At 70.8% G+C, this 13,975-nt stretch carries 10 protein-coding genes; all 10 read left to right on the forward strand.

Features of this window, described 5'->3' with window-relative positions:
* Positions 1-140 precede the first annotated feature (140 nt).
* The 10 genes from RC1_RS18515 to RC1_RS18560 all read left to right on the forward strand — a co-directional run bounded on the left by RC1_RS18515 (position 141) and on the right by RC1_RS18560 (position 13,899).
* Positions 141-2,030: a TonB-dependent receptor plug domain-containing protein gene (locus RC1_RS18515; RefSeq protein ID WP_012568986.1), complete on the forward strand. Its 1,890-nt coding sequence runs from the start codon at positions 141-143 to the stop codon at positions 2,028-2,030.
* Between the two features lie 2 nt (positions 2,031-2,032).
* Entirely contained in the window at positions 2,033-2,917 is an 885-nt protein-coding gene (locus tag RC1_RS18520) for an ABC transporter substrate-binding protein (protein ID WP_012568987.1), read from the forward strand.
* On the forward strand, positions 2,914-3,954 hold the full coding sequence (locus RC1_RS18525; protein WP_012568988.1) for a FecCD family ABC transporter permease: 1,041 nt from the start codon (positions 2,914-2,916) through the stop codon (positions 3,952-3,954). The genes RC1_RS18520 and RC1_RS18525 overlap by 4 nt, the downstream gene beginning before the upstream one ends.
* Complete coding sequence (locus RC1_RS18530; RefSeq protein WP_012568989.1) at positions 3,951-4,757, forward strand: ABC transporter ATP-binding protein; 807 nt, start codon at positions 3,951-3,953, stop codon at positions 4,755-4,757. The genes RC1_RS18525 and RC1_RS18530 overlap by 4 nt, the downstream gene beginning before the upstream one ends.
* 133 nt (positions 4,758-4,890) lie before the next feature.
* Positions 4,891-5,910, forward strand: coding sequence for a threonine-phosphate decarboxylase CobD (gene cobD / locus RC1_RS18535; protein WP_012568990.1), 1,020 nt, complete (start codon positions 4,891-4,893; stop codon positions 5,908-5,910).
* Between the two features lie 80 nt (positions 5,911-5,990).
* A complete protein-coding gene (locus RC1_RS21910; protein ID WP_012568991.1) occupies positions 5,991-6,545 on the forward strand; it encodes a hypothetical protein in 555 nt (184 codons plus the stop codon).
* 542 nt (positions 6,546-7,087) lie between these two features.
* A complete protein-coding gene (locus tag RC1_RS18545) occupies positions 7,088-9,220 on the forward strand; it encodes a bifunctional diguanylate cyclase/phosphodiesterase (protein ID WP_041785547.1) in 2,133 nt (710 codons plus the stop codon).
* Complete coding sequence (locus RC1_RS18550; RefSeq protein WP_012568994.1) at positions 9,217-12,201, forward strand: CheR family methyltransferase; 2,985 nt, start codon at positions 9,217-9,219, stop codon at positions 12,199-12,201. The genes RC1_RS18545 and RC1_RS18550 overlap by 4 nt, the downstream gene beginning before the upstream one ends.
* Positions 12,191-12,676 carry a PAS domain-containing protein gene (locus RC1_RS18555; protein WP_012568995.1) on the forward strand — a complete coding sequence of 162 codons (486 nt, stop codon included), beginning with the start codon at positions 12,191-12,193 and terminating at the stop codon, positions 12,674-12,676. Before RC1_RS18550 ends, RC1_RS18555 begins: the two co-directional genes overlap by 11 nt.
* A 98-nt stretch (positions 12,677-12,774) precedes the next feature.
* Positions 12,775-13,899, forward strand: coding sequence for a hypothetical protein (locus tag RC1_RS18560; RefSeq protein ID WP_041785550.1), 1,125 nt, complete (start codon positions 12,775-12,777; stop codon positions 13,897-13,899).
* The last annotated feature ends 76 nt before the right edge of the window (positions 13,900-13,975 follow it).

A 13,975-nucleotide genomic window follows, 5' to 3' on the forward strand; every position in this document is an offset into this window, starting at 1 on the left:
AAGGAGCGTGCCCGTGTCGCTGCCATGCCTGCCATGGCGGTGCCGGACCGGCCTGTCATCCCCCCGACGCGGCAGGTCCGCCGCGCCGGCTGTCGGGCCCTGCTTCCGATTTCGCATCCTTGTGGAACGGAGCCAGAGAAGTGCCCAAGTCCTCCCTGTCGTCCCGTCGCCGTCACGCGCTGTTCGCCGGCCTGACCGCCGCCTCCTGCCTCGGTCTGGCGGTGCAGGCCCAGGCCCAGAGCGCAGGGCGCGATCCCCTGGTCGATGAGATCGTCGTCACCGCGACCCGCACCCCGACCCGGATCGACCGCGTCGGCAGCAGCATCAGCGTCGTCACCGCGGCGGACATCGCGCGCAGCCAGCAGTCGCAGGTCCTGGACGTGCTGAAGCGCGTCCCTGGCATCAGCATCTCGCGCAGCGGCGGCGTCGGCGCCACCTCCAACGTCCGGATCCGCGGCTCCGAGACCAGCATGGTCAAGGTGCTGGTGGACGGGGTGGAGATGAACGACAGCTCCGGCGCGAGCCGCGATTTCGACTTCAATGCCCTGCTGAGCGACGACATCGAGCGGATCGAGGTGCTGCGCGGGCCGCAGAGCGCGCTCTACGGCAACGACGCCATGGCCGGCGTCATCAACATCATCACCCGTCAGGGCGACGGCCCGCTGACCGTCCGCGGACTGGTCGAGGCCGGTGCCTACGACACCTTCCGGCAGAATCTGTCCCTGTCCGGCCGCTCGGGCGACGTCGATTATTCGCTCTCGGGCAGCAACTACAAGACGGACGGCTTCTCCCGTGTCGGCGCGGGCGACGAGAAGGACGGGTCGGAAATGCGCTCCCTGCGGGGGCGGCTCGGCTGGCGCGCCAGCGAGGCGCTGCGCTTCGACTTCTCTGCCGGCTGGGACTGGCTGGACACCGACTTCGATCCCAGCGCCAGCAGCGACGGTCCCGCCTTCCAGGAGAAGGAGACCCTGTTCGGCCATGCCGGCGCGTTCTTCACGGCGCTGGACGGCCGGCTGGAAACCACCCTGTCGGTCGGCGCCAGCCGGACGGACCGCGACTTCGACGAGCCCCAGGGCTGGTACCGCTATTCGACCTTCGACAGCGACCAGCTCAGCGTTGACCTGATGTCCAGCCTGAAGCTGCGCCGGGCGGATGTCGCCACCGTCGGCCTCGCCTGGGACCGGGAGAAGGCGGAGACCACCACCACCAGCAGCCGGGGCGTCACCACGCCGGGCGTCGATGCGGATGTCGAGACCTGGGGCGTCTTCGGCCAGTATCTCGCGGCCCTGACCGAGGAACTGTCGGTCACCCTGGGCGCCCGCCACGACCATAACGACCAGTTCGGCGGCGACACCACCTGGCGCGCCACGGCGGCCTATGCGCTGTCCCCGGTGGGCACCACGCTGCGCGCCAGCTACGGTACGGCCCGCCGCGCGCCCAGCCTGTACCAGCTCTTCGACCCGACCTACGGCAACCGGCGCCTGGAGACGGAGAAGAGCTGGGGCGCCGATGCCGGGATCGAGCAGGCCCTCTTCGACGGCAAGGTCACCGCGGGCGTGTCCGTGTTCCGCAACAGCTACCGCAACCTGATCGCCTTCACCTCCAGCTACGTGAACATCGGCCGCGCCCGGACCCAGGGCGTGGAGACGACGCTGGCCGTGCAGCCGGTTTCCTGGCTCTCGCTGGATGCGAACTACACCCTGCTGGACACGGAGAACCGGGACAACGGCCGCGACCTGCCGCGGCGGCCGCGCCATTCGTTCAACCTGGGCGCGGACGTGACGGTGACGGACGCGGTCACCCTGGGGGCGGACCTGCGCCATGTCACCTCGCAGCTCGACCGCGCGTCGGCCACCTCGCCGCGGGTGGACGGCTACACGGTCGTGAACCTGCTGGGCCGCTGGGAGCTGACGGACAGCCTGAGCCTGTTCGGCCGGGTCGAGAACCTGTTCGACGAGGACTACCAGGAGGTCCTGAACTACAACACGCCCGGCCGCTCCGCCTATATCGGCATCCAGGCGGCGTTCTGAGCATGGGCCGGCGCGTCGCCGCCGCCCTCCTGCCGCTCGCCCTCGTCCTGTCCTCCGTCGTCCTGTCCGTCGCGGGCCTGCCCGGTCCGGCGGCCGGGGCGACGGACGGGGTGGGGGCGGCGCCCCGCCGTGTCGTCTCGCTCTCGCTCTGCGCCGACCAGTTCGTGCTGGCCGTGGCGGAGCGGGAGCAGATCGCCGGCCTCAGCCGCCTTGCCGCGGACCCGAACCTGACGCCCTTCGCGGCGCAGGCTTCGGGTCTGCACCGGCACGGCGGCACGGCGGAGGAGATCCTGATGCTGAAGCCCGACCTGGTGGTGGACGGCGGTTTCACCCGCGGTCGCACGGTCGCCATGCTGGAGCATCTCGGCGTGCCGGTGCTGCGGCTGCGCGGTGCGGTGACCCTGGCCGGCATCCTGCCCCAGATCGACGCCGTGGCGGCGGCGGTCGGGCAGCCGGAGCGAGGCCGGGCGCTGCGGCGCGCCCTGGAGGCACGGTTGGCCGGGGCGGGCACCGCCCCCGCCCTGGGCACCGCCATGCTGTACCGGCCGGGGGGCGAGGTTCCCGGCTCCCGCGGCATCGTCAACGACATGATGGCCGCGGCCGGCCTGACGAACATCGGCGGGCGTCTCTCCACCCGCCCGAACGGCCGTGTCATGGTGGAACAGCTCGCGCTCGATCCGCCGGACGTTCTGGTGGTGGACAGCCGCCGGCCGGACCGGCCCGGTGTGGGCCAGTCGGTGCTGGACCACCCCGCGCTGCGCCCACTGGCAGGGCGGATGCGGGAGGTGTCCTTCCCCTTGAAGTACTGGCTCTGCGCCGGCCCCGGCTCCATCGACGGGGTGGCCCTGCTGCGTGAGGCCGTCCGCGGCGGGGGAGGGGCGTCATGACCGCCGCCGCTGCCGACCGAGCCCGCCCCCCGGACGCAGCCCGGCCGCGGGGAGACGGGCTCCTGCTGGCCGGGCTTGGGCTGCTGCTGGCCGCCCTGTTCCTGGTGTCCCTGCTGGTCGGTCCGGCCCCGGTCCCGCCCGGACAGATCCTGGCGGGGCTGGCGGGGCGGGGCGATCCCGCCGTGGTGCTGGTGGCGCAGGAGGTGCGCCTGCCGCGCGCCCTGCTGGGGGCGCTGGTGGGGGCCGGTCTGGGCATGGCGGGGGCGGCCCTGCAGGGATTCCTGCGCAACCCGCTGGCCGATCCGGGCCTTGTCGGGGCGTCCGCCTCCGCCTCGTTCGGCGCCGTGCTGGTGCTCTATTTCGGGCTCTCCGCCCAGCTTGCGCTCGCCATGCCGCTGGCCGGGATGGCGGGGGCCGGCTGCGGCATGGCGCTGATCCTCATGCTGGCAGGAAGGCAGGCCAGCGTGCTGTCCCTCATCCTCGCCGGCGTGGCGGTGCAGACCCTCGCCGGGGCGCTGACCTCGCTGGCCCTGAACCTCGCGCCCAACCCGCACGCGGCCCTGGAGATCGCCTTCTGGCTGCTGGGGTCGCTGACCGACCGGACGCGCGACCATGTGCTGCTGGCGGCCCCCTTCCTGCTTGTCGGGATGGCGATGCTGGCGCGGGAGCGGCACAGCCTGGACGCGCTGGGCCTGGGCGAACGCACGGCGGCCAGCCTGGGCGTGGACGTGGCGGCGCTGCGCCGCCGCATCGTGCTGGGCACGGTGCTGGCTGTCGGGCCGGGGGTGGCCGTGACGGGTGCCATCGGCTTCATCGGGCTGGTGGTGCCGCACCTGCTGAGGCCCTTCGTCGGGCACGAGCCGGGGCGCCTGCTGCTGCCCAGTGCCCTGGCCGGCGGTGCCCTGCTGCTGGCGGCCGATATCCTGGTCCGGCTGGTGCCGACCAATGACGAGCTGAAGCTGGGTGTCGTCACCGGCCTGATCGGGGCGCCCTTCTTCCTGCTCCTGCTCAACCGGCTGAGGGCGGAGGTGCGATGACGGGGCTCCGGGCACACGAGCTGGGGATCGACCTGGGCGGCCGGGCCGTGCTGGACGGGGTGTCCGTCGGGCTCCGGCCGGGGGAACTGGTCGGGCTGATCGGCCCCAACGGGGCGGGCAAGACGACCCTGCTGGGGACGCTCGCCGGCCTCTCCCGGCCCGACCGGGGGCAGGTCAGCCTGGACGGCCGTCCCCTGGCCGGGCTGCCGCCGGCGGAGCGGGCGCGGCGGCTGGCCTTCCTCGACCAGCAGGCCGGCAGCCACTGGCCGCTGCGGGTGGAGCGCGTGGTCACGCTGGGCCGCCTGCCCCACGCCGATCCCTGGCGCGGCAGCGGCGGGGCGGACGCGGCTGCCGTCGGGCGGGCGATGGCCCGCTGCGGCGTCACCGGCCTGCGCGACCGCGTGGTGACGACGCTGTCGGGCGGCGAGCGGGCGCGGGTGATGCTGGCCCGCGCCCTGGCGGTGGAGCCCGACTATCTGCTGGCGGACGAGCCGGCGGCGGGGCTCGACCCCTACCACCAGCTCCAGCTCATGGAACTGCTGGCCGGGCTGGCGGCGGAGGGCATGGGGGTGATGGTGGTGCTGCACGAGCTGGCGCTGGCGCTGCGCTTCTGCACCCGCCTCTGCCTCATGGCGGAAGGTGGCGCCATCGTGGCCGACAGCGATCCGGCCACGCTGCTCTCCGGTGGCCGGCTGGAGCAGGTCTACGCCATCGAACTGCTGCGCGGAGTCCGGGAGGGGCAGCCCTACGCGCTCGCCTGGCGGCGGGCGGACGCGGCGGACATGGGGGGCCGCCGGGGCTGAGACGATGCGGCCACGCGCGGTTCTGCCCGCCGGCCCGCGGCCGGGTCTGGACGCCGCCGCGGCGCTGGCTTATGGGCAGTGCTGGCATTCCGCCGGCCGGGGAAGAAGCATGAACGGGGACAGCGGAGACAGCGTGACCGCAGGGCAGGGCCTGCTGCCGCATGGCGGCGACCTGGACACCGCGCGCCGGACCTGGCCGGACGCCCCCGGCCCCTGGATCGACCTGTCCACGGGGATCAACCCCTGGCCCTTCCCGGTCGGGCCGCTGGAGCCGGAGAGCTGGACCCGGCTGCCCGGTGCGGCCGCCCTTGCCGCCCTCCGTCACGCGGCCGCCCGGCGCTACGGCGTTCCGGACGCGGGCCGTGTCGCGGCGGCGCCGGGCACCCAGGCGCTGATCCAGCTTCTGCCACGGCTGCGGCCCCCCGCGCGGGTCGCCATCCAGTCGCCCACCTACAACGAGCATGCCCACTGCTGGGCCGCGGCCGGCCACGAGGTGACGGCCGTTCCCGGCATCGACGCCCTGCCCGACGACACTGAGGTCTGCGTCGTCGTCAACCCGAACAATCCCGACGGCCGCCTGCACCCGCCGCGGCGGGTGCTGGAGCTCGCGGCGGCCCTGGCCCGGCGGGGCGGCTGGCTGGTGGTGGACGAGGCGTTCGCCGACACCTGCCCCGAGGCCAGCGTCGCCCCGGCGGCGGGCATGCCGGGGCTGGTCGTGCTGCGCAGCTTCGGGAAGTTCTACGGGCTGGCGGGTCTGCGGCTGGGGTTCGTCCTGGCGGACACCGCCCTCGTGGCCGCGGTCGAGGCGGCACTCGGCCCCTGGAGCGTCTCCGGCCCGGCGCTGGAGATCGGCCGCCGCGCGCTGGAGGACGATGCCTGGACGGCGGCGACCCGCCTCCGGCTGGAGGCCGCCGCGGCGGCGCTCGACGCCGATCTGGCAGCGGCCGGGCTGACGGTCGTGGGCGGCACGCCGCTGTTCCGGCTGGTGCGGACCCCGGCCGCCCTGGCCCTGTCCGGGGCGCTGGCCGCCGCCGGACTCTGGGTGCGCCGCTTTCCCGACCGGCCGGACCTCCTGCGCTTCGGCCTGCCGCCGGACGATCCGGCGCGGGCCCGGCTGCGGCAGGTCGTCCGCGATCCGGTCTGGCGGGGCTGAGGGCGTCAGGGCAGCGGATCTGCGGCGTGTAAGGGCTGAGGAGTGCCGTCCGGCGCGCTCCACCAACGCCGAGGACCCCCATGGCCAGTTCCATTTCCGGTTACGGGAGCACGTCCCTGCTCCAGCAGGCGCTCCTGTCCTCCCTGAAGCGCACGAGCACGACCGACGACGAGACGACCGCCACGACCGTGGCGGACACCGTCACCACGACCGCCGGAACGGATGCGGAGTCGGAGGGCACGTCCTTCGAGGAGAAGCTGGCTGCCAGACTCGCGGCCGATGTCGAGGCCGGGACGCTCAGCGAGGACGATGCCGACCTGATCGCGAAGACGTTTGACGAGCTCGCCCAGTCCCTGGGCGGGGGCGGTCGTCCGGCCGGCGGACCGCCTCCCGGCGGGGCCGGTGGACCGCCCCCCGGCGGCGCGGGCGGACCGCCTCCGGGCGGCGGGATGCCCCCTGGCGGTGCTGCCGGCGGGGCGGAGACGGAGTCCGACAGTTCGGCAACCACCTCCGTCTATGAGACGGCGCTGAGCCTCCTGAAGCAGAATGCGGAGGAGGAGGGCACGGATTCCGGCACCGCGACCGCCTATCTGAGCAAGCTCCTCTCCGGCGGTCTGGTCGATACCAGGGCCTGACGGGTCAAGCCCCTGGGCAGCGGGCGCCAGATCGCGCCGGCCGGATGCCGGCCGGATGCCATGGGCGTCCCTTCATGCCCCCATGCTTCCAGGTCGCCTGCCACGGCGGTTCCCGTGCCGCCGTGGCAGGCGACATTCAACATCCACGATTGATTCTGTTCTGATTCCACCCCTCTGGCCCGATGGGGCGGACGGGACCGGCCGGTCCGTGCCAGCGGCCATATGCTCCTGTGGTAACTGTCCGATACCGTGGCAATGTCCCGTCGTGAGTGACGTGGCGGCGGGGCAGGGTGCCGGCTATTTCAGATTGTGGATTCCGGCGGCACGGTCGCTGCTGCTGCCCGTGGAAGTGGTGTCTTCTCAATTAACCACAGGCTGTCATGGGCAGTGACAGCTTTATGGGCTAGCCTGTTCGCGTGTCCGCGGGACTGTGCCGGATGCCCGACAGGGTAGGCGCTGCCGCTGGCCGGAAGAGGCAATGGTCCTGGGTAGCGAAGCGTGCCGACGTGATGGCGAAGCAACTCGAGTCTCTTCTGGACAGAATGACCGCAGCGTTCCTGGGGGGGGATCTCCCCGGCCTGGATCGGATCGTCCTGGAAGGGGCCGAGGCCCTGACAGGAAGCGGGGTCAGCTACCTGCAGTTCTTTGATCCGCTGGATGGGACGGCGACCACGGCAATGTGGTCCCGACCCGCCGCGGGGGCGGCCCCGCCGCCGGATGTCCATGACCATGCCACAGGCGGTCTCTGGGAAGACTGCCTCCGCAGCGGTCGCGCCGTCGTCCAGAACACGGTGGGCGCGGCCGTGCGGGAAGCCGGTGCGCTTCCCCGGAACGGCGCGATGCCCCCCCCGGCGAAGCCGGTCGGCCATGTCGCGCTGTGGCGGCATCTCGGCGTCCCCGTTCTGGAGACCGGGCCGGCTCCGTTCGTCCTGGGCGTCGGTAACAAGCCCGCCCCCTACGGTCCGGAAGACATGGCCGTACTGGAGCGGATCAGCGGTGTCTTCGCGGCGATGCGGGCCGCGCTCCTGTACCGCCGGCGCGAGCGGGCCCGCGTCGCCTCGGTCGGCGGTCAGGACTGGACGGCCGGCATCGACGGCACCTTCCGCCCGTCGGCCGATTTCCTGGTGGCGCTCGGGTACGATCCGGCGCTGCCGCCGGACCTTTCCGCCCTGATCGCCGCGGAGGACCGGCCGGCCTTCGCCGCGGCCATGGAGGGCGCTGCCGACGGTATACCGCTGTCGGTCGATGTGAGGCTGGCGACGGCTGACGGGCGTGTCCGCTGGTACAGCCTGTTCGGCAGCGTGGACCGCGACGAGCGGGGGACGTTCCAGCAGGTCCTCGGCATCGCCCTGGACCGGGAGTCCGAGCGGGGCCTGTCGGACCGGGCGCGCTGGCTGGCATCGCACGATGCCCTGACACGGCTGCCCAACCGTTCCTCCCTTCTGAATCATCTGGCGGAGATCCAGGGCAGTCCCGGCGGGGGCAGCCAGATCGCGCTGTTCGCGCTCGATCTCGACAAGTTCAGCAGCGTCAACGCCAAGATCGGCGTGGATGCGGGGGATCGACTGTTGCGCCAGGTGGCGGACGAGCTGACGCTGCGCCTGGATGCGGGCGACCTGCTGTCCCGTACCGGGGGGGACGAGTTCTGTCTTGTCAAGCACGCTCCCCTGACCCCAGCCCAGGCCGGCCAGTTCGCCGAGGAACTGCTCTCGGCCGTGCGCGCCGTTGTCGTGCCGGACGAGGATATCGGTTTCCTGACCGCCGGAATCGGTATCAGCCTGTCGGCGTCGGGACCCCGGCCCGAAACATCGCTGGAGCAGGCGGAATCGGCCCTGCACATGGCCCGTGCCCAGGGCGGAAACCACTTCGCCTTCTTCGAGCGGCAGGCCACCGAGCGGCAGATGGACGAGATCCGCCTGTCGCGCCTCGTCTCCAGCCCGGCCTTCTGGGACAGTCTGCGGGTGGTCTACCAGGCTCAGGTCCGCCTCTCCGACCAGCGTATCATGGGGGTGGAGGCGCTGGTCCGCTCCGACCTCAGCGGCCAGATGGGCATCGGTACGGAACGGCTGATCGCCACCATCGAGGACATGGGCCTGACCCAGCGACTCGGGCGCGCCGTGCGCGATCTCGTCATCGCCGACGTCAAGGCCATGGGGCTCACGGACGAGGAGCTGCCGGTCATCTCCATCAACTTCTCGCCCGTCGAATTCGCCGACGTGGACCATGTGCGCGACTTCATCGCCGCCATCAAGGCGAGCGGCCTCAATCCGGAGAAGTTCGAGATCGAGATCACCGAGCGGTCCCTGCTGGCCGCGTCGGAGGCGCTGGATGTCGTGCAGTCCATGCTGCAACAGAGCGGCGTCCGCCTCGCGCTCGACGATTTCGGCTCCGGCTACTCGTCCTTGCGCTATCTGACCCATATCCAGGTGGACAAGATCAAGATCGACAAGGTCTTCATCAACGGGATCGAGACGAACGGCCGTGAGCGCCGGGTCGTGGAATCCATCATCGCGCTCGCCCGCGGCCTGGATGCCGTGGCCCTGGCGGAAGGGGTGGAGGAGGCGGGACAGGCCCGCCTGCTCAAGGACCTGGGCTGTGAGATGGCCCAGGGCTACCATTTCTGCCGGCCCGTCGGGCGCACGCTGATCCTTCAGATGATCAGGGGGAACGGTTGACCACGCGCCGCCACCCCGCCCCCGATCTCCCGACGGCTGCAAAGGCGCCGGAGCCCCGTCTCCGGTGCGGGCCGGCGCCGGTCTCCCTGCACGGCCGGCCGGACTTCATCGTCGCGCTGGGGGCCTCGGCCGGCGGGCTGGAGGCGTTGCAGGATTTCTTCTCCGCGCTCGACCCGGTGCAGGCGCGCCCGGCGGCCTTCATCGTCGTGCAGCATCTCTCGCCCGACCATAAGAGCATGATGCCGGACCTGCTGACCCGGAGCACATGCCTGCCGATCACCGTGATCGAGGACGGCATGCCGCTCGTGGCCGGGCAGGTCTTCCTGATTCCGCCCTCGGTGACGCTGCGCATCACGCCGACCGGGCGCTTCGCGTTGCGCCCGAAGACCCCCGGCGTCGTCAGCCTGCCCATCGACATCCTGTTCACGTCGATGGCCGAGGTGTTCAAGAACAACTGCATCGGGGTCGTGCTGTCCGGCACCGGCAGCGACGGCACGCGCGGCGTGGTGGCGATCAACAGCGTCGGCGGCCTGACGCTCGCGCAGACTCCTTCCTCGGCCCAGTTCGACGGCATGCCCCGCAGCGCCATCGCCACCGGCTACGTGGACGAGCAGGGGGATGCGCGACAGCTCGCCCGCCGCGTCCTGGAATACCTGCACGGCCAGGTCCCCGAACCCGTGCTGCTGCATGCCCCGGACGGGGTGTCCGGCCCCGAGCAGGAGGGATACCGCGCGATCCTGGAGGATCTGAGCACCCGGACCGCCATTCCCTTCGACCAGTACAAGCAGTCCACCGTCGTCCGCCGCATCCACCGCCGGATGACCCTCCGCCACTGTGCCAGCCTGACCGACTACGCCAAGCTCCTGCGCGGCGATCCCGCGGAGTTGCAGACGCTGCGCCGTGAGGTTCTGATCGGCGTCACCCGGTTCTTCCGCGACGGTCCCGCCTTCGACGAGCTGGCCAGGCTCCTGCCCGACCTGCTGGCGCACAAGGCGAAGGGCGAACCGCTGCGGATCTGGTCGGCCGGGTGCTCCACAGGGGAAGAAGCCTACTCCCTGGCCATCCTGGTCCATGAGGCGATGCAGGCGGCGGGCCTGAGCCTTGAGGTGAAGATCTTCGCCACCGACGTGGTGCAGGACTATCTCGACGTCGCCTCCGCCGGGCTCTATCCCGCGACCATCGAGGCCGAGCTGTCGCCGCAGCGGCTGGATGCCTGTTTCGTCCGCCAGGGGGAGATGTACCGCATCACCCCGGCGATCCGGCGCATGGTGATCTTCGCCCGGCACAACGTCATCACCGACGCCCCCTTCACCAAGGTCGATCTGCTGGTCTGCCGCAACACGCTGATCTACTTCGAGGCGTCCCTCCAGGAGAAGGTCATCAAGCGCTTCCAGTACGCGCTGACGGACGGCGGCATCCTGTTCCTGGGCAGCAGCGAGAGCCTGGGACCCGCCGCGCGCGATTTCATGGTCCTTTCCTCCAAGAACAAGATCTTCCGGACCTTGCGGCCGGGGGCCCTGTCGCTGGAGGCGTTGCAGATCGGGCGCATGGACCGGGCCCTGCACGTCGTCTCCCGGCCGCCGGGCGTGGCGGACCCGGCGACGCCGATGGACCGGATCAAGGATGCGCTGATCGACACCCTCCTGCCGCCCAGCATCCTGCTGACCGAAACGCGGGAGATCGCGCATGTGTTCGGGGATGTCTCCCGCTTCCTGCGGCTGCCGAAGGGGCAGGCGACCCTGGATCCTGCCCGCATGATGGCGCCCGGCGCCAGCGCCACCCTGCTTCAGGTCCTGGCGGTGGCCAGACGGGACCGTGCCCCCGTGTTCTCTGCCCCGATCGCCCTCGGGCGCCCGGCGGACGGCCCTGTCGAAGCCTTCCGCATCCGGGCGGCGCCGGTGGCGCACGAGGCGCCGCTGGACCAGTTGATGGTCGTGACCTTCCTGCCTGTGCAGGCGGCGGCCATCGTTCCGGATCCGGCCGACGCTGCGGAAGCCCCCAGCGCCCGCATCGAGATGCTGGAAGGGGAACTGGCGATCACACGGGAACACCTTCAGTCTACCATCGAAGAACTGGAGGCGGCCAACGAGGAACTGCAGGCGGCCAACGAGGAGCTTCTGGCTTCCAACGAGGAACTGCAATCGACGAACGAGGAACTGCAGTCGGTCAATGAGGAACTCTATACGGTCAACAGCGAGTATCAGGAGAAGATCCAGCTTCTGGTGAAGGCGAATGCCGATCTGGACCTGATGGCGCGGGCGGCGGCAATCCCGACGATCTTCGTGGATTCGGAGATCGTCCTGACCCGGTTCACGCCGGATTCCCGCCTGATCTACGATTTCCGCGATACCGACATCGGTCGCCCGCTCGGGGATTTCTCGAACAAGATCGGCTATGCGACCTTGCCGCGCGACCTCGGGGCGGTGGTGCAGCAGCGGACCGGCCGGGAGGTCTACTGGCGGACCCGGGACGGCACCGACTACCTGATCCGCATGATGCCCTATTCCGACGGCGAGGGGGCCGTGCTGGGCGCGGTCGTCGCCTTCATCGACATCACCAAGCTGAACCAGCTTGAAAGTCTCCAGAACCTCATCGATTCACTGCCCGAGCATCTGGCCGTCCTGGATGGCGACGGGAACATCCAGTTCGTCAACTCCGCCTGGACCCGGTTCGCCGCAGCCAATGAGGGAGACGCCGAGCGGGTCGGCGTCGGCACCAACTATTTCGATGCCTGCGTGGGTGCCGTGCCCCGCGACAGCTACGCTGCCAAGGCGGCGGCCGGGCTGCGTGCCGTGCTCAGCCGCAGCATCGAGCATTTCTCCCTGCGCTATCCCTGCCATTCACCGACCGAGAAGCGCTGGTTCCTGATGCATGCGGCTCCCCTGCAAGGCAGCGGGGGCGGCGCTGTGGTCAGCCATATCAACATCACGTCGCTGGTCGGTGCGAACGACGAGGAGGAGGTCTTGTCCCATGAAGCCTGATCCGGATACCACCGGTCGGGGCCTGGACCGGATCGGCATGGACCCGACGAAGCTGTCCAAGGACGAGCTGGTCCAGGAATGGAACGTCCGTGAGGAGGAACTGCGCCTCCAGAACGAACAGTTGCGCGAGTCGGAACTGCGGGCCGTTACCCAGCTCCAGCGCTTCGAGACGATGTTCAACCACTTTCCGCTGCCCGTGGTGATCGTCGATGACCATCTGGTCATCGTCGATGCCAACCGGGCGGCGAAGGAGACGCTGCCGGCCCTGATCCGGGTCCGGGACAGCTCGCTGGTGCGCTTCCTGGACGCCCCGACCCGTTCGTCCGTGACCCGGACGCTGGTCCAGGGCGGCGTCGCCGACATCGACGCCGGGCTGCACCTCCAGGCGCCGGTCGCCTACCGGCTACGGGTCGTCCCGCTGCATTCCGATCCGGGCCGCATGAACTACGCTGTCATCTTCCAGCCCCGGACCTGACGGCGTGTCTTTACCGGCACGAGAAAGGCCTTGCCTGTCCACCCGTTCTGGATTGGACTAGGCGGATGCGAGGTGGTCTCACAGGCACCGCGGATCTGTTGCGCCAGGTCCAGTCCGGTCAGGCCGGCGGCGTTGCCGTCGCCCTGGACCTGTGGGAGGTGCCGCACGCCGAAAATCCCCTGTTCCGGCGGGCGGTGATGGAACTGGTGGACCGCTTCGCCGGCCGCTTCACGCCGGAGATCGTGGACACCGGTCCCTACTCGCAGGTCTTCCTGTTCCACGGGACGTCGCCCGATCCGTTCATCGAGAAGCTGCATGCCGTCGCATCCGACTTCGCCGGGCAGCATCTGACGGCGCCGCGCTTCACCGTCTTCCATCTGCCGGCCGATACCGCCCGTTTCGTCGCCCATCTGCGCCGGCTTCTGCCGGCCGCTGACGACCCCCGGCCCAGTGCCCTGACCCCGGCCGAAGCGCAGCGGCTGGCCGCGATCCACCGGCTGGGCGCCTATGAGCAGGTGCTGTCGCGGGCGGACATCGCCGCCGTGGTCCGCGAATCGCCGGTCTGGCGGCACGATGACGACGGGGGCTGGTCGCTGCTGTTCAGCGAGGTCACGGTCGCCCTGGACAGCCTGGAACGCGCCATCGGCGTTCCGCTGCGCCACGATCCCTGGCTGTTGCAGCAGATCTCCCCCATTCTGGACCGCCGCATCATCCGGCATTTCCAGACGGAGCCGACGCGGCTGCAATCCCCGCACAGCATCAACCTGCTGGCCGGAACCGTGGTCGAGCCGGTCTTCCAGGAGTTCATGCGCGGGCTCAGCTTCGACCAGCGCGTCAACCTGATCGTCGAACTGCCGGTCACGGATCCGGACCTGAGCCGCGAGCGGCTGGAGGAAGCGGTGGATGTCCTGCGGCTCTGGGACTGCCGGGTCGCTTTCGACCACCTGTCCCTGCGCAACACGGATCCCGGCTTCCTGCCGCTGGCGGCGGCGGACTACCTGAAGGTGGACATGCGCGGTCTGGACCAGGCGGCGGGCGCCTGGGAGCCGCGGATTCCCGACTGGATGCTCCGCTTCGGACTCGGGCGGCTGATCGCGCTCTGCCCGGATTCGTCCTGCGAGACGGAACTCAGCCGGAGCCTCGGCTTCCAGCTCCTGGAGCGACGGACCCGGCCCCCCGCCGATGGTCCGCCTGCCGGTTCCAGCGGACGACCTGCCGGATGAGCATGGCTGGAGACGCATTGTTTGCGCGCAGGGCCGGGCAGAGATGTGTGAAGGACTGGAAACGCCTGTGACGCTG

It is taken from the genome of Rhodospirillum centenum SW (genome assembly GCF_000016185.1).
Lineage (GTDB): Bacteria > Pseudomonadota > Alphaproteobacteria > Azospirillales > Azospirillaceae > Rhodocista > Rhodocista centena.